23 protein-coding genes are annotated in these 22827 nt (G+C 74.5%); 14 read left to right on the forward strand and 9 right to left on the reverse strand.

Going from position 1 to position 22827, the window contains the following annotated elements:
* Positions 1-125: 125 nt before the first annotated feature.
* The 4 genes from HC251_RS16300 to HC251_RS16315 all read left to right on the forward strand — a co-directional run bounded on the left by HC251_RS16300 (position 126) and on the right by HC251_RS16315 (position 4208).
* Complete coding sequence (locus tag HC251_RS16300) at positions 126-1574, forward strand: wax ester/triacylglycerol synthase domain-containing protein (protein WP_219941651.1); 1449 nt, start codon at positions 126-128, stop codon at positions 1572-1574.
* On the forward strand, positions 1571-2800 hold the full coding sequence (locus HC251_RS16305) for an NAD(P)/FAD-dependent oxidoreductase (protein ID WP_219941652.1): 1230 nt from the start codon (positions 1571-1573) through the stop codon (positions 2798-2800). Before HC251_RS16300 ends, HC251_RS16305 begins: the two co-directional genes overlap by 4 nt.
* An 81-nt stretch (positions 2801-2881) precedes the next feature.
* Positions 2882-3844: a nitronate monooxygenase family protein gene (locus HC251_RS16310; protein ID WP_219941653.1), complete on the forward strand. Its 963-nt coding sequence runs from the start codon at positions 2882-2884 to the stop codon at positions 3842-3844.
* 85 nt (positions 3845-3929) lie between these two features.
* The gene (locus tag HC251_RS16315) at positions 3930-4208 is read left to right on the forward strand and encodes a DUF3039 domain-containing protein (protein WP_219941654.1); all 279 of its coding nucleotides are present in this window, start codon (positions 3930-3932) and stop codon (positions 4206-4208) included.
* Between the two features lie 29 nt (positions 4209-4237).
* Here the strand turns inward: HC251_RS16315 and HC251_RS16320 are convergent, their stop codons facing one another.
* Positions 4238-5026: a MerR family transcriptional regulator gene (locus HC251_RS16320; protein WP_219941655.1), complete on the reverse strand. Its 789-nt coding sequence runs from the start codon at positions 5024-5026 to the stop codon at positions 4238-4240.
* A 158-nt stretch (positions 5027-5184) separates the two neighbouring features.
* On the opposite strand from HC251_RS16320, the gene HC251_RS16325 reads away from it, so the two are divergent.
* Positions 5185-5880: a queuosine precursor transporter gene (locus HC251_RS16325; RefSeq protein WP_219941656.1), complete on the forward strand. Its 696-nt coding sequence runs from the start codon at positions 5185-5187 to the stop codon at positions 5878-5880.
* A 9-nt stretch (positions 5881-5889) separates the two neighbouring features.
* Here the strand turns inward: HC251_RS16325 and HC251_RS16330 are convergent, their stop codons facing one another.
* The 3 genes from HC251_RS16330 to HC251_RS16340 form a co-directional block, all read right to left on the reverse strand.
* A complete protein-coding gene (locus HC251_RS16330; RefSeq protein ID WP_219941657.1) occupies positions 5890-6240 on the reverse strand; it encodes a DUF427 domain-containing protein in 351 nt (116 codons plus the stop codon).
* Positions 6241-6337: 97 nt separating this feature from the next.
* Entirely contained in the window at positions 6338-7387 is a 1050-nt protein-coding gene (locus HC251_RS16335; protein WP_219941658.1) for an LLM class F420-dependent oxidoreductase, read from the reverse strand.
* Between the two features lie 75 nt (positions 7388-7462).
* Positions 7463-7840 (reverse strand): hypothetical protein, encoded by a 378-nt coding sequence (locus HC251_RS16340; RefSeq protein ID WP_219941659.1) that lies wholly within the window; start codon positions 7838-7840, stop codon positions 7463-7465.
* A gap of 128 nt (positions 7841-7968) precedes the next feature.
* Here HC251_RS16340 and HC251_RS16345 point away from each other — a divergent pair, with 128 nt between their 5' ends.
* Both HC251_RS16345 and HC251_RS16350 read left to right on the forward strand, forming a co-directional pair.
* Complete coding sequence (locus tag HC251_RS16345) at positions 7969-8409, forward strand: MarR family winged helix-turn-helix transcriptional regulator (RefSeq protein WP_219941660.1); 441 nt, start codon at positions 7969-7971, stop codon at positions 8407-8409.
* A 50-nt stretch (positions 8410-8459) separates the two neighbouring features.
* Entirely contained in the window at positions 8460-9734 is a 1275-nt protein-coding gene (locus HC251_RS16350; RefSeq protein ID WP_219941661.1) for an MFS transporter, read from the forward strand.
* A gap of 205 nt (positions 9735-9939) precedes the next feature.
* Here HC251_RS16350 and HC251_RS16355 read toward each other — a convergent pair whose 3' ends face one another.
* Both HC251_RS16355 and HC251_RS16360 read right to left on the reverse strand, forming a co-directional pair.
* Positions 9940-11064, reverse strand: coding sequence for an acyl-CoA dehydrogenase family protein (locus HC251_RS16355; RefSeq protein WP_219941662.1), 1125 nt, complete (start codon positions 11062-11064; stop codon positions 9940-9942).
* 14 nt (positions 11065-11078) lie between these two features.
* The gene (locus tag HC251_RS16360) at positions 11079-12701 is read right to left on the reverse strand and encodes an acyl-CoA synthetase (protein WP_219941664.1); all 1623 of its coding nucleotides are present in this window, start codon (positions 12699-12701) and stop codon (positions 11079-11081) included.
* Positions 12702-12838: 137 nt separating this feature from the next.
* Here HC251_RS16360 and HC251_RS16365 point away from each other — a divergent pair, with 137 nt between their 5' ends.
* The 5 genes from HC251_RS16365 to HC251_RS16385 all read left to right on the forward strand — a co-directional run bounded on the left by HC251_RS16365 (position 12839) and on the right by HC251_RS16385 (position 18712).
* Complete coding sequence (locus HC251_RS16365) at positions 12839-13705, forward strand: Bax inhibitor-1/YccA family protein (protein ID WP_219941666.1); 867 nt, start codon at positions 12839-12841, stop codon at positions 13703-13705.
* 16 nt (positions 13706-13721) lie between these two features.
* Positions 13722-14675, forward strand: coding sequence for an oxidoreductase (locus HC251_RS16370; RefSeq protein ID WP_219941667.1), 954 nt, complete (start codon positions 13722-13724; stop codon positions 14673-14675).
* A 37-nt stretch (positions 14676-14712) separates the two neighbouring features.
* The gene (locus tag HC251_RS16375; RefSeq protein WP_219941668.1) at positions 14713-15612 is read left to right on the forward strand and encodes an SDR family oxidoreductase; all 900 of its coding nucleotides are present in this window, start codon (positions 14713-14715) and stop codon (positions 15610-15612) included.
* 268 nt (positions 15613-15880) lie between these two features.
* Positions 15881-17209 carry a DUF2510 domain-containing protein gene (locus tag HC251_RS16380; RefSeq protein ID WP_219941670.1) on the forward strand — a complete coding sequence of 443 codons (1329 nt, stop codon included), beginning with the start codon at positions 15881-15883 and terminating at the stop codon, positions 17207-17209.
* Positions 17210-17254: 45 nt separating this feature from the next.
* Positions 17255-18712, forward strand: a complete 1458-nt coding sequence (locus tag HC251_RS16385; protein WP_219941671.1) for a gamma-glutamyltransferase — start codon at positions 17255-17257, stop codon at positions 18710-18712.
* Positions 18713-18715: 3 nt separating this feature from the next.
* On the opposite strand, the gene HC251_RS16390 is transcribed toward HC251_RS16385, so the two are convergent.
* On the reverse strand, positions 18716-19552 hold the full coding sequence (locus HC251_RS16390) for a hypothetical protein (protein WP_219941673.1): 837 nt from the start codon (positions 19550-19552) through the stop codon (positions 18716-18718).
* 8 nt (positions 19553-19560) lie between these two features.
* Positions 19561-20190, reverse strand: a complete 630-nt coding sequence (locus HC251_RS16395; protein WP_219941674.1) for a TetR/AcrR family transcriptional regulator — start codon at positions 20188-20190, stop codon at positions 19561-19563.
* Between the two features lie 135 nt (positions 20191-20325).
* Here HC251_RS16395 and HC251_RS16400 point away from each other — a divergent pair, with 135 nt between their 5' ends.
* A complete protein-coding gene (locus tag HC251_RS16400) occupies positions 20326-21606 on the forward strand; it encodes an alkyl sulfatase dimerization domain-containing protein (RefSeq protein WP_219941675.1) in 1281 nt (426 codons plus the stop codon).
* A gap of 212 nt (positions 21607-21818) precedes the next feature.
* On the opposite strand, the gene HC251_RS16405 is transcribed toward HC251_RS16400, so the two are convergent.
* Positions 21819-22271, reverse strand: a complete 453-nt coding sequence (locus HC251_RS16405) for a nuclear transport factor 2 family protein (protein ID WP_370651303.1) — start codon at positions 22269-22271, stop codon at positions 21819-21821.
* Positions 22272-22321: 50 nt separating this feature from the next.
* On the opposite strand from HC251_RS16405, the gene HC251_RS16410 reads away from it, so the two are divergent.
* A complete protein-coding gene (locus HC251_RS16410; RefSeq protein WP_219941678.1) occupies positions 22322-22756 on the forward strand; it encodes a hypothetical protein in 435 nt (144 codons plus the stop codon).
* Positions 22757-22827 lie beyond the last annotated feature (71 nt).

The raw sequence follows: 22827 nt of genomic DNA on the forward strand, positions 1-22827 counted from the left end.
TCGGGTCCCCGACGTGAACGTCGTCCGGGTGTCAAGGGGTCAGACACCATCCGACCGTCGGGGGACGCGGCTGGCCTGTTCGGCACGGTCGGAAGGCATCCGACCCCGGCACGTACGATCTGCCGATGGGTGAGCTGCGGTACGAGGACCGGATGAGCGACTCGGACGCGCTCATGTGGACCATCGAGAAGGACGCCATGCTGCGGTCGACGATCACGGCGGTCGCCGTGCTCGACCGGGCCCCCGACCACGACCGCCTCCGCCACCTGCTCGAGCGGGGGACCCGCCTGGTCCCCCGCCTCCGGCAGCGGGTCCGGGCCCACCCCCTCTCCATCGCCCCGCCCCGATGGGAGATCGACCCCCACTTCGACCTCGACTACCACCTCCGCTTCGCCCGGGCCGCCGGGACGGGCGACCTGCGCAGCGTCCTCGACATGGCCCAGCCCATCGCCATGGCCGGCTTCGACCGGGCCCGGCCCCTGTGGGAGGCCACCTTGATCGAGGGGATGGAGGACGACCGGGCCGCCCTGGTGATGAAGGTCCACCACGCCATCACCGACGGTGTGGGCAGCATCAAGCTGGCGCTGATCATGTTCGAGCTCGAGCGCGACGGCACGGCCGAAGACATGCCCGCCGCCCCGGCGGCGAAGGTGATGTCGGAGGTGTCCCGCTGGGTCGACGCCATCGCCCACGAGCAGCGCCGGGCCCTCGGCATCGCCCGGCGCTCGGGGGCGACCGTCGCCGGCTCGGCGGTGACGGCCGCGACGTCCGTCGTCGGCGACCCGGCGGGGACCGCCGCCCGCGTGCGGGAGACGGTCGAGTCGGTGGCCCACCTGGTCGCACCGGCCACCGCCCCCCTCTCGCCGGTGATGACGGGTCGCTCGCTCTCGGTCCGCTTCGACAGCATCGAGGTGCCGCTGGCGGCGGTGAAGGCCGCGGCCAAGTCCGCCGGAGCCACGCTCAACGACGCCTTCGTCGCCGCCACCGCCGGCGGGTTCGCCCTGTACCACCAGGAGATGGGCGCTCCGGCCGACGCCCTCCGCATGACGATGCCCATCAACGTGCGCACCGCCGGGACCGAGGACGTGGCCGGGAACCAGTTCGTCCCGGCCCGGTTCCCGATCCCGCTCGACGTCGAGGACCCGGTGGAGCGGATGCGGGTCCTCCACGAGCTGGTGCTGCGCCAGCGGGGCGAGCCGTCGCTGGGGTTCGTCGAACCCATGGCCGGACTGCTCCGCCGGCTGCCCACCACCCTCACCACCGGGTTGTTCGGCTCGATGCTGAAGGGCGTCGACCTGGTCACCAGCAACGTGCCGGGCGCTCCCCTCCCGATCTACACCGCCGGCGGCCGGGTCGAGGCCATGTACGCCCTCGGACCGCTGACGGGGGCGGCGGCCAACCTGACCCTCCTCAGCTACCTCGACGACCTCCACATCGGGGTCAACGTCGACCCGGCGGCGGTGACCGAGCCCGACCGGCTGGTGCGGGCCCTGCGGACGGCGTGGGACGACCTCCTGGCCGCGGGCGCTCCCGCCCGCGCGGCGCGGCGGCGTCGCTCCTCGTCGCCGGCGTGAGCGAGAGCGACCTGGACGTCGACGTCCTCGTGGTCGGCGGCGGGCCCGGGGGCGCGGCGGCGGCCGTGGCCCTGGCCCGGGCCGGGCGCGAGGTCGTCGTCGTCGACAAGGCCACCTTCCCCCGGGACAAGATCTGCGGCGACGGGCTGACCACGGGCGCCCTGCACCACCTCGAGCACATCGGCGTCGACCCCGGCCGGGTGGCCTCGTGGCGCACGGTCGACACCATGGAGGTGGTGACGCCCTCCGGGGAGGTGCGGACCCTCCCGTTCCCCCAGGGGCAGGGCGCCTACGCCGCCGTGGCCCGCCGCATCGACCTCGACGCCGAGGTGCTCGACGCCGCCCGGCGGGCGGGGGCGACGGTGCACGCGGGCCACGCCCTGTGCCGCGTCGCCGCCCCCGGGTCGGCGGACGAGCCGTTCGTCGGGTCCGTCACCGGGTTGGGCACCGTGCGGGCCCGCCACGTCGTCGGCGCCGACGGCATGTGGTCCCCCCTGCGCAAGGCGATGGGCCTGGCCGTGCCCGGCTACCGGGGCGACTGCCACGCCTTCCGCCAGTACCTGCGCGGCGTCGACGCCGCCGCCCTCGACGCCCTGTGGGTCTGGTTCGAGCCCGACGTGCTGCCCGGGTACGCCTGGTCGTTCCCCCTCGGCGACGGCTCGGTCAACGTCGGCTTCGGCATCCACCGGGGCGGACGGATGGGGGTCTCGGAGATGGGCGAGGTCTGGCGGTCGCTGCTCCGTCGGCCGGCGCTCACCCGGGTCCTGGGCACGGGGTGGGAGGCCGAGGGGCCGCCCCGGGCCTGGCCCATCCCGGCCCGACTGGGCGCCCTGCCGCTCGCCCACGGGCGGGCCCTCTTCGTCGGCGACGCCGCCGGCGCCTGCGACCCCATGACCGGCGAGGGCATCGGCCAGGCCCTGGCGTCGGGGCTCGACGCCGCCGCCGCGGTGCTTGCAGGCCGGTCCTGCGACCCGGCCGGCATCGCCGCCGCCTACGAGACGACCCTGCGGCGGGGCCTCGTCCGCGACAACGCCATGGCCGCCCGGCTGCTCCCGCTCCTCCGGCGCCGCCAGGGCGCCGAGGCCGCCGTCCGCGTCGCCAGCGCCACCCCCTGGGTCCGGCAGAGCTTCGCCCGCTGGCTGTTCGAGGACTACCCGCGAGCCCTCGTCCTGACCCCCCACCGCTGGCACCGCGGCGCCTTCACCGGCCCGGGTTCCTACCGCTGACCGGCACCTCCTCGGGGCGGACGGGGTGTACCGGGCCCGGAAACTGACCCACCGGTCAAGTCAGCGGCCTAGGGTGGGCCCATGCGCACGCGCCTGACCGAGATCCTCGACGTCGAGCACCCGATCATGCTCGCCGGGATGGGCGGGGTGTCCTACGCCGAGCTGGTCGCGGCGGTGTCCGAGGCCGGCGGCTTCGGGTGCATCGGCGCCTCGACCATGGCCCACCCCCAGCTGGTGGAGGAGATGGCCGCCGTCCGGGAGAGGACGGCCAAGCCCTTCGGCGTCGACCTCCTCACCGCCGCCCCGCAGGACTTCGAGGCCAAGATCCGCGACATCGCCAAGGGTGGGGCGACCATCTACGTCGCCGGCCTGGGCGTCCCCCGCGACGTGGTCGACCTCTGCCACGAGCTCAACCTCCTCGTGGTCAACATGTGCGGCAAGGTCCGCCACGCCGTCGCCGCCGTCGAGGCCGGCTGCGACCTGGTCGTGGCCCAGGGCACCGAGGCGGGCGGCCACACCGGCCAGGTCGCCACCTTCGCCCTCGTGCCCCAGATCGTCGACGCCGTCGGCGACAAGATCCCCGTGGTCGCGGCCGGCGGCATCAGCGACGGCCGGGGCCTCGCCGCCGCCCTCGCCCTCGGCGCCGACGGCGTCTGGGTCGGGACCCGCTTCATCGCCACCCCCGAGGCCCACACCGTCCCCGGCTACAAGGACGCCCTGCTCGGCCTGGGCGAGGACGGCACCATCGTCACCCGCGCCTACACGGGCAAGACCTGCCGGGTCGTGCGCAACTCCTACACCGAGGCCTTCGAGGAGGCAGGGGGCACCCCGGAGCCGTTCCCGTACCAGGTGCTCAAGTCGATCGAGGACGGCGCCAACCACCTCGGCGGCGGGCCCGACACCGAGGTCGACCCCGACCGCGAGTTCATGCCCGCCGGCCAGGGCGCCGGCGCCATCACCGAGCTGGTGCCGGCCGCCGAGCTGGTCGAGCGCTTCGTGGCCGAGGCCGAGGCCGCCCTCGCCCGCGCCACCTCCCCCGTCTGACCGTCCTCGGCACGGAAGCGCACGTCTGCGGTGCCCGTCCGGGCCGAGTTCGCATCGCGGCGATGACCTGGCACGCTGGGGGGGCATGTCGAACATCCCCACGCTCCAGCCGGCGCGCACCGACGTCGACGTCGACACCCGCATCGACGAGCGCACGACCGACGACGGCGACCACGAGAAGCTGGCCCACATCGTCCTGCCCAAGTCGGCGGTGACCGAGGCCTACATCACCGGCACGCCGGTGACCGCCCTGTGCGGCAAGTCATGGGTGCCCACCCGCGACCCCGGCCGCTACCCGGTCTGCGAGACGTGCAAGGAGATCCTCAACGCCGCTCGCGGCCGCCAGGGCAAGCCCCCGATCTGAGCCCGGCGAGCGCCGGTGGCCGACCGCCGTCAGCCCAGGGGCTGCATGAAGCTCCAGAAGCCGCCCTCGGGGTCGAGGGACGACCACTCCCGGTACCCGTAGGGCTGGTCGACGGGCTCGTAGCGGACGTCGGCGCCGTGCTCGGACGCGTGGCGGAAGTGGGCGTCGCAGTCGTCGACCATCACCGCGGTCATCGCCGTGCACGTCCCCGCGGTCCGGGGCGAGCTGTAGCCCATGTCGGGGTGGGCCGGGTGGAGCCAGAGCACGCCGTCGCCGGCCTGGACCTCGACGTGGATCGGCCTCCCGTCGTCGTCCCGGCTGATCACGGCCGGGCCGAGGCCGTAGACCCCGACCAGGTGGTCGTGGATCGCCTCCAGGTCCTCGTACACGAGGATCCCGATCCGGCGTTGGACTGCGGTGTCGAGCATGGTCATCTCCTCGAGGACCCTGAGCAGGTCCTCGGTCGGCGGCCCGCCGTCGTCTCCGTCCAGGGACTCGATGCGGACCAGGTGGGTGCGGAGCCGCGCCTCGGCGGCCATGCGCCGCTCCAGCTCGAGCCGGTGGCGGACCAGGGCGGAGCGGGTGTCCCACCCCGGGTCGTCGAGGACCGAGCCGATCTCGTCGAGCGGCAGGCCCAGGCGGCGCAGCAGGCAGATGCGGTAGAGCCTCTCGATGTCGGCCGGCGCGTAGAGGCGGTGGCCGCTGGGCGTGCGCCCGGACGCGACCAGCAGCCCGATCTCGTCGTAGTGGTGGAGGGTCCGGACCGTCAGGCCCGTCGCCTCCGCCACCTCACCGACCTTGCGGCCCTCGTCTGCCATGCGGGGGACGGTACGACCTCCCGTCGCGTGAGGATCAAGCCCTCCGGTCGTCTCGCCTGCGGCTCGTCTCCGTGGCCGTCTGCCAAGATCGTCCGGCCACGGGATGTCCTCGCGGCGGCGGTGTCGGACCACCCGCCTCACCAAAACCGGAGAGACCCGTGACCGCAGTCGACATGGGGGCGCCCGACGCGCCCGCCGGGCCACCCCTCGAGCCCACGCTCACGATCAGCCGGGTGGCGGTGGTCGCCGTCGCCGCCTACGCCGGGGCCCAGGTCATCGCCCAGGTCACCAGCCTCAAGATCGGCCGGGTGTGGGGTGAGAGCGTCGACATGGGGACCTTCGTGTACCCCATCACCTTCACGCTGCGCGACGTGGTGCACAAGGTCGCGGGCCGCTCGGCGGCCCGGGCCCTGATCCTCGCCACCGCGGCGGTGAACCTGTTCCTCGCCGCCTACCTGGGCTGGACCGCGAGCGTCGACAGCGACCCGAGCTGGGGCCTGGGGGCCGAGTACGAGACGTTGCTCGGGCCGATCTGGCGGATCGTGCTGGCGTCGCTCGCGGCCATGGTGATCAGCGAGCTGATCGACACCGAGGTGTACCACCTCTTCGTCACCCGCATCACCCGACGGTTCCAGTGGCTGCGGGTGCTGGTGTCGAACGCGGTCAGCGTCCCGGTCGACAACCTCGTCTTCGCCGTGGGCGCCTTCGCCCCCGTGACCCTGCTCGGCACCGACGGCCTGCCGTGGGCCACGGTCTGGAGCATCTTCTGGGTCAACCTGTGGGTGAAGGGCCTGGTGTCGGTGGCGTCGATCCCGCTGATCTACGCCAGCAAGGACCGTCGCATCGACGAGTGAGGCCGTGGCCTACGAGCCGACGTTCACCTCGGCCCGGTCGTCGAAGAAGCTGAGCATGCCGGTGATCCCCCGGGCGGCCTCGTTGGGCTCCTCGTAGCTCCACGCGATGCCGTCGTGGGCGGTCCCGTCGAGGTCCAGGGTCCAGTACGACGCCGTGCCCTTGAACGGGCACACGGTGGTGAGGGCGATCGGGCGGACCAGGTCCATGCGGACGTCGTCCCTCGGGATGTAGTACCGGGTCGGGATGCCCGTCTCGTGGAGGAGCACGGGGCGGTCGGTGGCCGCGACCACCTGGCCGTCGACCACCACCTCGACGTGCACGTCGCCCGGGTCGGTCGTCACGGTGTGGCCTGCGCTCATGGGATCGAGGCTACGAGCGCCCACCCGCGACCGGACCGTCAGCCGACCCGGGACGCGACGTGCCTGGCCCGTCGCGTCCCGGCGCGTCTGGGAACCGCTACACGTCCTGGCACCACTCCTTGACCATGGACACCACGTCGTTCTGGGTCTGGTCGCCGGTGGGGACGGGGGTGATGTTGAGGTGCGTCACCCCTGCGACCGCGAACGAGGCGATCCTGTCCTTCACGTAGCCGGCCGGCCCGCACAGGGTCGTCGCCTCGAGCAGGGCGTCGGGCACCTTGGCCGCCGCCTCCTGCTTCTTGCCGTCGAGGTACAGGTCCTGGATCTCCCCCGCCTCCTTCTCGAACCCGTACCGGCAGACGAGGTCGTTGTAGAAGTTGCGGCCCTTGGCGCCCATGCCGCCGACGTAGAGGGCGATCATGGGGCGGGCGAAGTCGCGGATCGACTTCACGTCGTCGCCGATGGCCACGATGCCGCCGGCGCTGATCATCAACGGGTCGAGGTCGGCGGCCCGCTTCTCGGCCCCGCGGGCCAGGTCCTCGCCCCAGACCTCCTGGGCCTTGTCGGGGTGGAAGAACAGCGGCATCCAGCCGTCGGCGATCTCGGCGGTGACCTCGACGTTCTTGGGCCCGAGGGAGGCGATCCAGATCGGGATCCGGGGGCGCACGGGGTGGGCGATGATCTTCAGCGGCTTGCCCAGCCCGGTGCCCTGGCCCTCGGGCAGGGGCAGCGGGTAGAGCGGGCCGTCGGCGGTGAGGCGGTCCTCGCGGGCCCACACCTTGCGGCAGATGTCGACGATCTCCCGGGTGCGGGCGAGGGGCTTGTCGTAGGGGACGCCGTGCCAGCCCTCGATGACCTGGGGGCCGGAGGCGCCGAGGCCGAGGTGGCAGCGGCCGTCGGAGAGGGCGTCGATGCCGGCGGCGGTCATGGCCAGCAGCGTCGGGGTGCGGGTGTAGATCGGGAGGATGCCGGAGGCGATCTGCACGGTCTCGGTGCTGGCCGCCAGGTACCCCATCAGGCTCACGCCGTCGAAGCCGTAGGCCTCGGCGACCCAGGCCAGGTCGAGCCCGGCCTTCTCCAGCTCGGACACCTGCTGGGCGGACTCCTTGAAGCCCCCTGCGTAGCTGAGCTGCATGCTGACCTGCATCGGAACCTCGAGATGTCGGGGGGCGGGACCGCCGTTGACCCTCTCATCCCTTGACCGGCCGGTCAAGGAACGACGCTAGGCGCCCAGACGCTCGCGGGCGGCCTTGGACCGGTCGATGAGGAGCTGGGGCACGAGCACGCCGGCATGGGTGTAGCCCCCGCCCCCGCCGTCGTCGGCGCCGGCCTCGGCCGCGTCGCCGCCGTCGGCGGCCTCCTCGGCCTCGTCGCCCCGCTCCAGGCGGCGCCGCCACTCGGCCGGGGTGGCGAGGTGCTTGCGGTTGACGGAGCCGACGGCGACGCCGTTGTCGAAGGCGACCCAGTAGCGGATCCAGCTCAGCCCGACGACCAGGACGACCTTGCCCTTGGTGCCGGCGGGGACCGAGCGCAGGTCGGTGGTCAGCACCACCCGGTCACCCTTGCGGAGGATCTCGGCGCTGTCGTCCTTCGTGGCCACGCCATGAATGTACGCGGCGGGCGGCGGGCGCTCCGAACCGTGGGCCCACCCCGGCGAGCGCCGCAGTGACCGATGCGACCCCGATCTCGGGGGGAATGCGCGGGCCAGATCGTTAGTTTGGTGAACTGATGACCACGCCGACGGCCCCGCCGCTCACCCACACCGCCGCCGCCCTGCGGCTCGCCGTCGGCCGACTCTCGCGGCGCATGCGCCAGGAGTCGACCCTGGGCCGCAGCCTGACCCAGATCGGGATCATGGTGACCCTCGACCGCCGGGGCCCGACGACCCTGGGCGACCTGGCCGCGGCCGAGCGGGTGGCGCCGCCCACCATCACCAAGGCGGTGGCCACCCTGGTGGCCGAGGGTCTGGTCGAGAAGGTCGCCGACCCCGACGACCGCCGGGTCCACCGGGCCCGCCTCACCGCCGCCGGCCGCCGCGACATCGAGGCCATCCGCCGCCAGCGCGAGGCCTGGCTCACCACCCGGCTGGCCACCCTCGACCCCGAGGCCGTCGACCAGCTGGTCGCCGTCCTCCCCCTCCTCGAGGCCCTGTCGGCCGACGAGGACTGACCACCCCACCCCACGACCCTCCCGATCACGACACCGACACGAGCACGCGCATGACAGAGAAGCTGGGCACCGCCGCCCGCGACACCTTCCGATCCCTCCACGTCCGCAACTTCCGCCTCTTCTTCTCGGGCCAGCTGATCTCCCAGACGGGGACCTGGCTCACCATGGTCGCCCAGACCCTGCTGGTCCTGAAGCTGACCGACTCCGGGGTGGCCATCGGCCTCCTCACCGCCTTCCAGTTCGGCCCCGTGCTCGTCCTGGGCGCCTGGGCCGGCAGCGTCGCCGACCGGGCCGACAAGCGCCGCCTGCTCATCCGCATGCAGACGCTGGCCATGGTCCAGTCGCTCGTGTTCGCCGCCGTCGTCTTCAGCGGCCACGCCACCGTGGCCGTGATCTACGCCCTCGCCTTCGCCCAGGGCATCATCACCGCCTTCGACAACCCCGCTCGGCGGGCGTTCGTCGTGGAGATGGTGCCCAAGGACATCGTCGCCAACGCCGTCAGCCTCAACAGCACGGTGATGACCGGGTCGCGCATCGTCGGCCCTGCCGCCGCCGGCCTCCTGGTCGTGACCGTCGGGTTCGGCTGGGCCTTCCTCGTCGACGGCCTCAGCTACATCGCGGTGATCTACGGGCTGCTGCTGATGCGCTCCGAGGAGCTCCACCCGTCGACGCCGACGGCCAAGGCCAAGGGCCAGGTCCGCGAGGGCCTGCGCTACGTCCGCTCGCAGCCGGACCTGTTCGTGCCGCTGGTGATGATGGCCGCCATCGGGACCTTCGCCTTCAACTTCCAGGTGACGATCCCGCTGCTCGTGACCGGGCCGCTGGGCGGCGGCGAGGGCACCTTCACGGTGCTGTTCTCGGTCCTCAGCCTGGGTTCGATGGCCGGGGCGCTGTGGACGGCGCGCCGGACCGAGGTCGACGGCCGTCAGATCATCGTGGCCGCCGCCGGCTTCGGCGCCACGATGCTGCTGCTCGCCCTGGCGCCGACGCTGTGGGCCAGCTTCCCGGCGGCGATCCTGCTCGGCATCGCGTCCATCGCCTTCATGACGACCTCGACGGCGATCGTCCAGATGCGGGCCGCCCCCGAGTACCGAGGCCGCGTCCTCGCCCTCCAGGCGATGGTGTTCCTGGGCAGCACACCGATCGGCGGGCCGACGGTCGGCTGGATCATCGACGTGTTCGGGCCCCGCGCCGGTGTCGCCGTCGGCGGGCTGGCCTGCCTCGGCGCCGCCGCATGGGGCCACCGAGCCCTGCGCCGGCCCGACGAGCCCGTCGTCGTCGACGACGAGCAGGCCGAGGCCCCCGCCCTCACCCTGACCGACTGACCCCCAGCGCACCGACGGTGCCCGGAGCGCGAGCGGATGGGCATGGCCACGACGCCGGCTGGTGCGGTCACGCTCGTCGGAGCGACCTCCGTCGCCATCCTCGGTTCTGTTCGCGCCAGGCGACATCGGTGTCCGGTAGCGGTGTCAGAACGGTGCCGGCGGCCACACCACCGACCGCCGACTGGTGCTGGCCACCGGTCGGCGGTCAGCCGATCGCGGGCTCCGGGGGGAGGCCGAGGATCTTCTCGCCGAGGATCGAGCGCTGGACCTCGCCGGTGCCACCGCCGATCGTGAGCGCCGGGGCGAAGAGGTAGCCGAAGGCCCAGGTCGGGTCGGCCACGCCGCACGGCCCCCCGGTGGGGAGCATGCCGTCGGCGCCGGCGAGGTCCTTGGCCACGGCCATGACGGCCTGGCCGTGCTCGTCGGCCAGCACCTTGCGGATCGACGCCTCCGGTCCGGGCTGCTCGCCCTTGATGGCGGCGGTGACGGTGCGCAGGCGGATCAGCCGCAGGATCTCGGACTCGATGTGGAGCCGGGCCAGGCGCTGGCGCAGGTGCGGGTCGGTCGTGCCCCCGGCCCCCCGCACGACGTCGAGGAGGTCCGACGCCTGCGGCCCCATGCCCCACAGGGCGCCGCCCGACGACAGCGACACCCGCTCGTTCCCCAGCGTCACCTTGGCCAGGCCCCAGCCTTGGTCGACCTCGCCCACCAGGTGGTCGGCCGGCAGCCGGACCTCGTCGAGGAAGACCTCGTTGAAGGTGTGCCCGCCCGTCATCTCGATCAGCGGGCGGATCTCGATCCCGGGCGCCTCCATGTCGCAGACGAAGTAGGAGATGCCCTTCTGCTTGGGGGCGTCGGGGTTGGTGCGGGCGATCAGGATGCCCCAGCGGGACAGGTGGGCCATCGAGGTCCAGACCTTCTGGCCCTCGATCACCCACTCGTCGCCGTCCCGGGTGGCCCGGGTCGACAGCCCGGCCAGGTCGCTGCCGGCGCCGGGCTCGCTGAAGAGCTGGCACCAGATCTCCTCGCCCGAGAGCAGCCGGGGCAGCCACCGCGCCTTCTGCTCCTCGGTGCCGGCGTGGAGCAGGGTGGGCCCGCCCCAGCCGATGCCGATCATGTTCGCCGGCCGGCGCACCCCCGCCCGGCGCAGCTCCTCGTCGATGATGATCTGGTGGATCGGGTCGGCGTCGAGGCCGTAGGGCCGGGGCCAGTGCGGGGCCACGTAGCCGGCGTCGGCCAGCTCCCGCCCCGACGGGGTGGGGTGGTCCGCCAGCCACCGTCGCACCGCCTGGCGCCGCTCGTCGTCCTCACCGGGGAGGTCGAAGTCCACGCGCTCCGGCCGCCTCAGCCGGCGGTGACGGTGTCGGCGGCCCAGGCCTTGAGCCGCTTGTAGTCGACCTTGCCGTTGGGCGCCCGACCGATGGTCTCGATCGGCAGCACCCGCTTGGGGGCCTTGTAGCTCGCCAGCTTGCCCTTGACGTGGGCGATGACGTCGGCCTCGTCGAGCTCGGCGTCGGGGACGAGCTCGACCACGCCGGTGATCGACTCGCCGAACTTCTCGTCGGGCAGGCCCACCGCCACGGCGTCGGCGATGGCCGGGTGGAGCTTGAGGACCTCCTCGACCTCCTCGGGGAAGACCTTCTCGCCCCCGGTGTTGATGCACACCGAGCCGCGGCCGAGGAGGGTGATCGACCCGTCCGCCTCGACCTGGGCGAAGTCGCCGGGCACCGAGTAGCGCTTGCCGTCGAGGACCAGGAACGTCGCCGCCGACTTGGTCTCGTCCTTGTAGTAGCCGATGGGCTGGAACCCGCCCACGGCCACCCGGCCGATCTCACCCGAGCCGGGAACGACATCGGTGCCGTCCTCGCCGATCACCCGGGTGTTCTCGCCCACGGTGAACTTCGCCGTCTGGACCTCGGCACCGGCCGAGCTGATCGACTGGCCCATGCCCACCGCCTCCGACGAGCTGAAGGCGTCGATGATCATGGCGCTCTTGGCGTGGGTCAGCAGCTCCTGCTTCACCGGCTCGGAGAACATGACGCCCGAGGAGGTGATGGCCAGGAGCGAGGCCAGCGACCAGCGGTCGGGGCTGGCGGCGAGGGCCCGGTTGATGGGCTTGGCGAAGGCGTCACCGACGATGGCGATGAGGTTCACCGCCTCGCGGTCGATGGTGTCGAGCAGCTCGGCCACGTCGAGGGTGCGGGACTCGAGGGTCACGCAGCTGCCGCCGCCCGAGAGGGTGATGAGCTGGGTGAAGCACCCGGTGCCGTGCATCAGGGGGCAGGCGGGCAGGCCCACCATCCCCGGCTTGGTGACGCGGGCCCGCACGCTCTCGAGGTCGGGCTCGCCCTCCCGCACGGTGGCGTCGATGGCCGACCCGATGAGGTTGCGGAACAGGTCGTCCTGGCGCCACATGACGCCCTTGGGCATCCCGGTGGTGCCGCCGGTGTAGAGCATGTAGAGGTGGTCGCCGCTGCGCCCCCACGGGCCCATGGCCCGCTCGGGGTTGCTGGTCGCCGCCTCCTCGTAGGGCGCGGCCCAGTCGGGGCACGGGCCGGACCCGTCGTCGACCCACAGCCACAGCCGCACCCGGGGGACCCGGTCGCGGATCCGCTCGATGGTGTCGACGAACGCCCCGTGGAACACCACGGCGACGGCGTCGGCGTTGTCCCAGAGGTAGACGAGCTCGTCGTCGGCGTAGCGGTAGTTCGTGTTGAGCGGGGCCAGCCCGGCCTTCCACGACGCGTACACCGACTCCAGGTACTCGGGGCCGTTGTAGAGGTACTGGGCCACCTTGTCCTGCTCGGACACACCCGAGGCCAGGAGGGCGTGGGCCACGCCGTTGGCGCGCTCGTCGAACTGCTTCCAGGTGTACCGCCGCTCCCCCTGGACCTGGGCCTGCGCCTCAGGGATCTGCTCGGCGATGACCTCCCAGACCTCAGCGAAGTTCCAACCGTTCGTGGGCATCAGGCTCTGGCTCCCGAGGGGGTCGCGGACGGAGGCGGAGCGTACCGTCCGGGCGCCGTGGGTCGGCAGCCGGCCGCGGCGACGGGACCGGGCTTCGCGCTGGGGCACCCGGTCGAGATCGCGGCATGATGGGTCACATGAGCAACCCGTTGCTGAACCCGGACAAGTTCGGCCCCGCCGCCGGACCGCCCACGGCGTGGCCGGGTCAGCCGGGGGCCCCCGTGCCGCCCGCCCCCGACAACGTGCCCGGGTCGCCCTGGCCGCCTCCCCCGCCGCGACCCGGGGTGGGCACCACCCTCGGGCGCCAGGGCGTGGCCTCGGCCACCGCCGTCCTGCTGGCGATCATCGCCGTCGTCGGGGTCGTGGGCTGGAACCTTGTCACCACCGAGACGACCGTCGGCCTGAACGACCAGGGCCAGGTCGTCGAGCAGACCTCGGTCAGCATCCCGCCGTGGATCTTCGCCGCCCTCTTCGTCGGGCTCGCCCTCGTCATCGCCACCTACTTCAAGCCGGCGTGGGCGCGGGTCACCGCACCGCTCTACGCCGTGGCCGAAGGCCTCCTCATTGGCGCCATCTCCAAGGCCTACGAGGTCCGCTTCGAGGGGATCGTGCTGCAGGCCGTCGGCCTCACCCTCGGCATCTTCGTGATGATGCTGGTGCTCTACGCCACCGGCCGCATCCGGGTCACGCCCCGGTTCCGGCTCGGGATCATCGCCGCCACCGGCGGCATCCTGCTGATCTACCTGGCCACCTTCGTCATGAGGCTGTTCGGTGGCGACATGCCGTTCATCCACGGCACCGGGCCCGTCGGCATCGGCTTCAGCCTGGTGGTCGTGGTCATCGCCGCCCTCAACCTCACGCTCGACTTCGACTTCATCGACCGGGCCGAGCGGGCCGGCGCCCCCCGCCAGCTCGAGTGGTTCGCCGCCCTGGGGCTCGTCGTCACCCTGGTCTGGCTCTACCTGGAGCTGCTGCGGCTGCTGGCCAAGCTCCGGAGCCGGTAGCCCCGAACCCCCGGTCGTGCCCTGGCGACCGGACGACATCGGCGACCTGACGGGACGGGTCGCCGTCGTCACCGGCGCCACCAGCGGGCTGGGCACCGTCACCGCCCGCGAGCTGGCCCGCCACGGCGCCCACGTGATCGCCACTGCGCGCGACGAGCGGCGCGGGGAGCGGGCCCTCGAGCGGCTGCGTGCCGACGTCCCCGCCGGCTCGATCGAGCTGCGGGCGCTGGACCTGGCGTCGCTGGCGAGCGTGGCCACCTTCGCCGCTGACGTGGGCCGCGACCACCGCCGCCTCGACGTCGTCGTCAACAACGCCGGGGTCATGGCCCCGCCCCGCGGCCGCACCGAGGACGGCTTCGAGCTCCAGATCGGCACCAACCACCTCGGCCCGTTCGCCCTGACCGGGCGCCTCCTCCCCCTGCTCCACGTCGCCCCCGCCGCCCGGGTCGTCACCGTGGCCAGCCTGGCCCACACGTGGGGGACGATCGACCTCGCCGACCTGACCTACGAGCGGCGCCGGTACCTGCGCTGGCCGGCCTACGGCGCCAGCAAGCTGGCCAACCTCCTCTTCGCCTTCGAGCTCGACCGGCGTCTCCGCGCCACCGCCTCCCCGGTGGTGTCGCTGGCCGCCCACCCCGGGCTGGCCCGCACCCGGCTGGGCCGGTCCGGCGGCGGGCCGCTGGCCTGGCTCCAGTCGATCGGCGTCGTCCTGGCCCGGCCCACCCACCAGAGCGCCCGCCGGGGCGCCGAGCCCCAGCTGCGGGCGGCCACCGATCCCGACGTGCCGGGCGGGGCCTACCTGGGTCCCGGCGGCCCGGGCGAGGCCCGGGGCCCGGCCGTGATCGTGGGCTGCTCGCCCGCCGCCCGCGACCCGTCGTGCGCCCAGGCCCTGTGGGACCTCAGCGTGGCCCTGACCGGCGTCGACCCCGGCCTCGACCCGGCTTTCGCTCCGACCGCAGGGCGTCGGTAGGTTCGATCCCCGCACGCACCCCAACGAGGAGAGAGCCATGGCCGATCTCGGCTACGACGGCAAGGTCGCGATCATCACCGGCGCCGGAGGCGGCCTGGGCCGCTCCCACGCCCTCGAGCTGGCGAAGCGGGGCGCCCTCGTCGTCGTCAACGACCTGGGCGGGTCCGTCGACGGTCAGGGCGGGTCGCACACCGCCGCCCAGCAGGTCGTCGACGAGATCAAGGCCGCCGGCGGCGAGGCCGTGGCGAGCTACGACAGCGTGGCCACCCCGGAGGGCGGCCAGGCCATCGTCCAGACCGCCCTCGACGCCTACGAGCGCGTCGACATCGTGATCAACAACGCCGGCATCCTGCGTGACGCGGCGTTCAAGAACATGGACGCCGAGAAGCTCGAGCCGGTCCTCGACGTCCACGTCAAGGGTGCGTTCTACGTCACCCAGGCCGCCTGGGCCTCGATGCGCGAGAACAACTACGGCCGCATCGTGAACACCTCGTCGGCCGCCGGCCTCTTCGGCAACTTCGGCCAGACCAACTACGGCGCGGCCAAGGCCGGCCTGGTCGGGTTCACCCGTGTGCTCGCCGTCGAGGGCGCCAAGAACAACATCAAGGCCAACGCCATCGCCCCCGTCGCCAAGTCGCGCATGACCGAGGACCTCCTCGGCCCGCTGGTCGACAAGCTCGGCCCCGAGTTCATCACCCCCGTCGTGGCCTGGCTGGCCCACGAGGACTGCCCCGTGACGGGCGAGGTGTACAGCTGCGGCGGCGGCCACGTGGCCCGGGTCTTCACCGGCGTCACCCCGGGCTGGACCGACACCGAGAGCCTCACCGTCGAGGACATCCGGGACCACTTCGACGAGATCCGCGACGAGGACGGCTACATCGTCCCCGCCAACCTCACCGAGGAGCTCCAGCAGACCCTCAAGGCCCTCCAGGGCTGAGCCGCCCGGCCCGCGCCATCCTCGCCGGGGTGGCGCGGGTCCCGGACCGGGGGCGGGCGCCGGCTGCGGCCGCGCCCCTCCCGGCGCACCGGATCACCCGCAGCGGGAGGGGGAGCGCGCCCAGGCCGCGAGCCGACGACGGGTGTCCGCCGTCGCGACGCGTCGGCCCGGGCGCCCGATGGCAGGATGCTCGGGGACACGGGCGCGCGCCGCTGGTCGGCGGCCGCCCCGGGCCGCGACCCCCGTCCCACCCGAGGAGGCGCACCGCATGAGCGACGCCGGATGGCACCCGGATCCCCACGGCCGGGCCGATCGCCGCTACCACGACGGCTCCCGGTGGACCGAGCACGTCGCCGACGCCGAGGGCACCGCCACCGTCGACCCGCTGGGGGCTGATGCCGCGCCCGGCCCGCCGGCGGGACCGGACGAGCCGACGTCATCGCCGGCCATCGTCATCGGCCCGCCGCCCCCGCGCCGACCCCGGGGCGCGACGCCACCCGCCGAGGCCACCTCCGACGTCACCGTCGCGCTTCCGGCGGCGCCACCCACCGCCGCGCCGGCCACCGCTCCCCCTCCCGTGGCGTCGCCGCCCGTCGCCCCCGACGAGCCGACCACCGCCGACCTCCCTCCGGCCGCCCACGCCGACGCTCCCCGGACCCAGCGCATGGGTCCCGAGGACGTCGCCGCCGCCGCCGCCCTCGCCGACGCCACCGGCCGCAACCCGCGCCCCGACGGCCTGGCGCCCGGAGCCGGCCCGGGTGAGCCGACGGCCGACCGAGCTGCCGCCCAGGCCCGGCTGAGCGTCCTGGGGCTCATCGGCTCGCTCGTCGGCATCGGCCTCGGTCTGGTCGCGCTCCTGGGGCTGCCCTGGCTGTCGGGCGGCGCCGGTGTCGACGATGCGTCGTACCTCGACCTGCGCGAGGCGGTGACCCGGGCCGGTCCCGACATCGGCGCCATCGCCAACGGGTTCATCGTCTCGGGCGCGATCTTCGTCGTGGCCGTCGGGGGGATCATCGCCGTGGGGCGGTCCCTCGGGCTGGCGGCGGCGCGGGTGCTGGCGACCGTCGCCGTCCTCGGGGGCCTGGCCGCCCTGTCGGTGACGGGGTTCCTGGCCATGGACCTCGACGACGGCGCGAGCGGCGCGGCCGGGACGGAGGACCCGGTCCCCGCCCCGGCGGGCTCACCTGTCACCACCCCCACCGGCGACACGATCATCGACCCGGCGACCGGCGCACCGGTCACGACCCCGGACGTGGGCCAGGGCGAGACCACCCCGGCCGAGGGCCAGGAGGTCGCGGTCGACCCGTCGGCCGCCGAGGACCGGTTGGCCGCTGCCGCCGTGCTCGCCACCGCGGTCATGGGCGTGGCCGCCGCCCTGGGCGTGATCGGCCTCCTCCTCAGGCACGCCACCGGCCACCTGGTCGCCGGCGTGGGGCTCCTGGTGGGGTTCGTGTGGGCGGTCGGCGCCGTCGGCGTCCTGTCCACCGAGGACGACGTGGGGGACCTGGGCCTCGGCCCCTACGGCGTGGTGGCCAGCGCCCTGCTCCTGGCCGTCAGCGCCGCCGTCCCCGGCCGCCGCCGCCCGGCCCCCTCCTAGCACCCCCTCTCCTGCGGGGCGACCGCTCGGTGGTAGGAAGCGGCCGTGCCTGACCGCCCCCACGATCGGCCCCTCGTGGCCGCCGGGCACCCCGCCGTCGTCGCCGCCGCCCACGAGGTGCTCGCCGCCGGGGGGAGCGCGGTGGACGCCGTGGTCGCCGGCGGGCTGACCGCGGCGGTGGCCGAGCCCTGCCTCACCAGCCTGGCAGGCGGAGGGTTCGCCCTCGTGCGGACGGCCGAGGGCGAGGAGGTCCTCGTCGACTTCTTCGTCGACACGCCCGGCCGCAGCCTCGTCGACCCGCCGGCGCCGCACTTCACCGAGGTCGAGGTCCGGTTCGAGGCGGCCCGCCAGACCTTCCACTGCGGTCCGGGGTCCATCGCCGTCCCCGGCTGCCTGCCCGGGTACCGCCACCTCCACGACCGGTTCGGGCGCCTGCCGCTGGCCGACGTGGTCGCCCCCGCCGCCCGCCTGGCCGCCCGGGGGGTGGCCCTGGCGCCGCGCCAGGCGGGGATCGTCGCCCTCCTCGAACCGATCCTGCTGCGGACGCCGGCGGGCCGGGCCCTGTTCGCCCCCGGCGGCCGCCTCCTCGGCGCCGGCGACGTGCTGACGAACCCCGACCTGGCGGCGGTGCTGGCCGCCCTCGGCGCCGGCGACGACGTGGCGTTCGCGTCGGGGCCCGTCGGTGACGCCCTCCTCGCCACCACCGCCACCGACGGGCTCGTCACCGCCGAGGACGTGGCCGCGTACCGGGTGGTCGAGCGCCCCCCGCTCGCCCTCGCCTGGCGGGGCCGGCGGATCCTGACCAACCCGGCCCCGTCGTTCGGCGGCACGTTGGTGGCGGCGGCCCTGGGCCGGGTCGACGCGGAGACCGCCGGCCCCGGGGACCCGGCCTGGGTCGATGCCCTGGTCGGTGCGTCAGCCGACGTCGACGCCCGGCGCGTCGCCATCCTCGCCGCCGCCGGGCGGCCGGCGTCGGCCCGGGGCACGACCCACATCAGCGTGTGGGACGGGGCCGGCGGGGCGGCGGCGATGACGACCTCGAGCGGCGAGTGCTCGGGGGACGTCCTGCCCGGCACCGGGATCCTCGCCAACAACATCCTCGGCGAGGAGGACCTGCACCCCGACGGGTTCCACGCCGCCCCGCCCGGCGTCCGGGTGGCGTCGATGATGTCGCCGACGATCGTCGTGGGCGCCGACGGCCGGACCGAGGTGGTGGTGGGCAGCGGCGGGTCGAAGCGGATCCGCTCGACGATCGCCCAGGTCCTCGTCAACGTCCTCGTCCACGGGCTCGACCCGCGATCCGCGGTCGACGCGCCCCGGGCCCACTGGGACGGCGACCACACCGAGGTCGAGCCCGGGCTCCCGGGCGCCGCCCTCGAGGCCCTCGCCGCCCGGGGTCCGGTCAACGCCTGGCCCGGCCCGAGCGTCTACTTCGGCGGGGCCCACCTCGTCGTCCCCGGCGTCGGCGCCGCCGGTGACCCCCGCCGCGACGGCGCGCCCTGACCCCTACCGACGGGCGACGACCTCGTGGGCCTCGCGGAGGACGATGCCGGTGGCGAGGCGGACGAGCGGCTCGACGTCGCCCTGCAGCACCACCAGGGCGTCGGGGGCCACGCCGTCGACCACCTCGGCCCGTCCCCGCCCGACCCGGACGGTGGCACCCTGCCCGCCCGAGCGGAGGCCGACGGCCACGACGACCGGCGAGCCCAGCACCACGGCCCGGACGACGGCGTTGCCCAGCAGGACGGGGACGGCCTCGGCGGCGAGGGCGCCGAGCAGCCCGACCTCCGGGTCGTCGGCCCCCGCCACCTCGGGCACCGGTGGTGCCAGGCGGGCCAGGGCGCCGAGGGCGATCCCCGTCGCCAGGGCCGGGGCGGCGGTGGCCAGCCCCACGGCGGCGAGCGGGAGGTCGACCACCAGGTCGGCGGTCGGGCGTCGGTCCCGCACCGCCCCCAGGACCCGTCGGGTCCGGGCCTCGACCTCGGACTCCACCCGGCCCCGGGCGACGACGGCCCGCACGCCCCGCACGGCCCGCTCGGGCAGGACCTCGGCCAGCTCGTCGGGCTCCACGGGGTGCCCGGCGCGGGCGCAGCGCTCGGCGTGGGCGGCGAGGGCCAGGCGCACGTCGCCGTCCGGGGTGGTGCCGGCGTAGGCCCGCCACTCGGAGTGCACCCACGCCACGCCGGTCGCACCCTGGGCGTGGGCGGTGGCGACCAGCACGTCCTCGCGCAGGGCGGCGGGGACGGGGGCGCCGGGCACGAGCGTGCGCAGCCCCGCGGGCGCGGTGACGACCCCCTCGACGGCCCACGCGGCGGCGGCCCGCAGGCCCCGGAGGCGTGGCATCTGCGAGCTCACCGGGGGCCGAGGATTGCGTGCAGCAGGGCGGTCAGGACCTCCCGGGCCCCGTCGACGTCGCGCCCGTCGAGGGTCCGGAGCTGCTCCCACGAGGTCCAGCTGGCGGACACGTCGAGCATCGAGAGCACGACGGCGCGGTCGCGCGGGTGGGCGTCCAGCTCCCGGCCGAAGACGGCTTCGACCTCGGTGCGCAGGAACTGGTGGCCGGCGGCGACGCGGGCCTGGATGCCGGGTGAGAACGGGGCGTGGACGGCGGCGGCCCGCCGGATCGGCGTGACCGCCTCGAGCAGCTGGGCCCGCTGGTGGACGAACAGGTCCACCCGCTCGGGGAAGGGCAGCTCCGGGTCGATGGGTTGGACCAGCCCGGCCAGGCTGCTGATCGCCCGCTCGGCGACCAGGCCGAACAGCGTCTCCAGGTCGTCGAAGTGCTGGAACACCGAGCGGACCGAGACCCCGGCCTCCTCGGCGATGCGGGGCGCCGTCGGCCGGTAGTCGCCGGCGTCGACCAGGGCCACGCAGGCGTCGACGATGGCGTCCCGGGTGCGGTGGGCCCGGGCCGTGCGCCCGTCGACCGGCGGCGCGGCGACCGCGTCGACGGCGCCCTGGTCCGCGCCGGAGCCGATCACCCGTCCACCTGCATGGGGCGAACACTAGGGGAGGCGTCGGTCGGGGCGACCACGACGGCGACGTCTCCGGGCCGCCCGGCGGACACCGGCGGGGACCCCTAGGTTCACCGGCGGCCCGACACCGTGAGGAGCGCTGTGACCGACCTGCTGGACCTGTCCGACCGCATCATCGCCGGCGAGGCCGCCATCGAGGACCACCATCCGTTCTCCCCACCGAACGAGCTCCAGGAGGTCGGCGACGGCACCGCCTTCATCCAGTCGTTCGCCAACGTCTCGGCCCTGCGCGCCGACGACGGCCTGGTGCTCGTCGACACGGGCAGCCCGTTCGTGGCCCCGATGATCCACGGGCTCGTGCGGGGGTGGGACCGGGCCCCGCTCCACACCGCGGTGTACACCCACGGCCACATCGACCACGTCTTCGGCACCGGGCCCTTCGAGGAGGAGGCCGCGGCCGCCGGGGGACCCGCGGTCCGCGTCGTCGCCCACGAGGACATCGAGGCCCGCTTCGACCGGTACTGCGCCTGCGCCGGCTACAACGCGGTGATCAACCAGCGGCAGTTCCAGGCCCCCGGGCTGACCTGGCCGACCGAGTACCGCCGGCCCGACGTCACCTACCGCGACCGCCTCGACCTCGAGGTCGGCGGCCTGGGGCTCGAGCTCCACCACGCCCGGGGCGAGACCGACGACGCCACCTGGGTGTGGGTGCCCGAGCAGCGGACGGTGTGCACCGGCGACCTGATCATCTGGTGCACCCCCAACGCCGGCAACCCCCAGAAGGTGCAGCGCTACGCCCGGGAGTGGGCCGTCGCCCTGCGGGCCATGGCCGCCCACGCGCCCGAGCTCCTGCTCCCCGGCCACGGCCTGCCGGTGCGGGGCGAGGACCGGGTGCGCGCCGTCCTGGAGGACACGGCCACGGTGCTCGAGGTCCTGCACGACCGCACCCTGGAGCTGATGAACGAGGGCGCCCGCCTCGACGACATCGTCCACGAGGTCCGCGCCCCCGCGGACCTGCTGGCCAAGCCGTACCTGCGCCCCATCTACGACGACCCCGAGTTCGTGGTCCGGGGGGTGTGGCGCCTCTACGGCGGCTGGTACGACGGCGACCCGTCGCACCTCAAGCCGGCCCCGGCCGGCGCCCTCGCCGCCGAGCTGGCCGCCCTCGCCGGCGGGCCGGGCGCCCTGGCCGACCGGGCGAGCCGGCTGGCTGCGGCGGGCGACGACGCCTCGCTGCGGCTCGCCGGCCACCTGGCCGAGCTGGCGACCCAGGCCGCCCCCGACGACCCCGCCCTCCACCGGGTCCGGGCCGAGGTGTTCCGCACCCGCGCCGCCGCCGAGCACGCCCTCATGGCCAAGGGCGTCTTCACCTGGGCCGCCAACGAGTCCGACGCCAAGACGACCGACCACCCCGAGGACTAGGAACGACGCAGACGACGTCTGAGGCCAACCCCGACCCGATCCCCGCGAGGCCCGCCGCAGCCGCCGGGGGGGGGTGCGGGGGTCTCCACCCGCAGAGGAGCCGTGGCGCCGAGGCACGAGGCGTCCGGCTCCGGGAAGGTGTTCAGCCCCGAGCGGAGCGAGGGCCCGTCAGCTCGAGGAACGGCGTGAGCGTCAGCGGACGAGTGACGAGATCACTCATCAGGGTGGCCCACCACGACCGACCCGTGGTGGGCCGTGACCTTCCAGTCGCCGTCGATCCGCCGCAGGACCTTCAGCGCCGCGACGGTGGTGCCGGCGGGGTCGCTGCCGGCGCCGAGGAGGTTCTCGTCGAGCGTGACCCAGGCGGTGTCGCCGTCGACCCGCACCCGCACGTCGGTGGTGAAGACCTGCATGGGGTCGGACTGGTCGAAGATCCCGAACCACGAGGCGGCGATGGCGCCCCACCCGTGGAGGGTCGCCCACCCCGGGTGGGTGCAGGAGGCGTCGTCGCCGTGGGCCCAGATGTCCGACATGGCGTCGAGGTCGCGGGCCTCGAAGGCGGCGTAGAAGCGGTCGACCACCGCACCGACGGCGTGGGCATCGGGGGCGGCGGGCTCTGACGTCGGGTCGATCCCCTCACGGTAGCGGCCGACCTCTGTGACCAGGGCCGGTGCAAACGCTCATGATCCGTTTGGCCCATCCGATGGAGGGGACCATGGCCTGGCCCCGACGACACGGACCCGAGGACCTGGCCCGCGCCCTCTCCGAGCTGCCGGACGCCTTCACGGTCCGCCCCCTCGGCCCCGCCCACCTGGTGCTGGGCCCCACCGGAGCCCAGGTCGTGGCCCTCGACGACGGGTCGCCCGAGGCGCCGCGGGCCACCGCCCGCCTGGCCTCGGTGGTCCGCTCGGCCCTGGCCGAGGAGGTGCCGTGGACGCCGTTCGTCCACGCCCTGCTGGTGACCGACCGGGCCGACCCGTGCCCGCCCGCCACCCGCATCGCCGCCCCGCAGCTGCTGCGGGCGGTCGCCGACGGGCCCGAGGCATTGGACCCCGACCTCCTGCGCCGCCTCCGGGCCGCGGTCGAGGGGGGCGCCCTCGACGGCCTGGCGTCGATGCCCCGCGACGGCGCCATCTCCACCAGCCACTGAGGCGACGGGCGCGTCCCCGCGGGAGCGTCCACCGCCACTGTCCTCCAGCCCGACCCCACCACCACCCTGAG

This window comes from Iamia sp. SCSIO 61187 (assembly GCF_019443745.1).
In the GTDB taxonomy this organism is placed as follows: domain Bacteria; phylum Actinomycetota; class Acidimicrobiia; order Acidimicrobiales; family Iamiaceae; genus Iamia.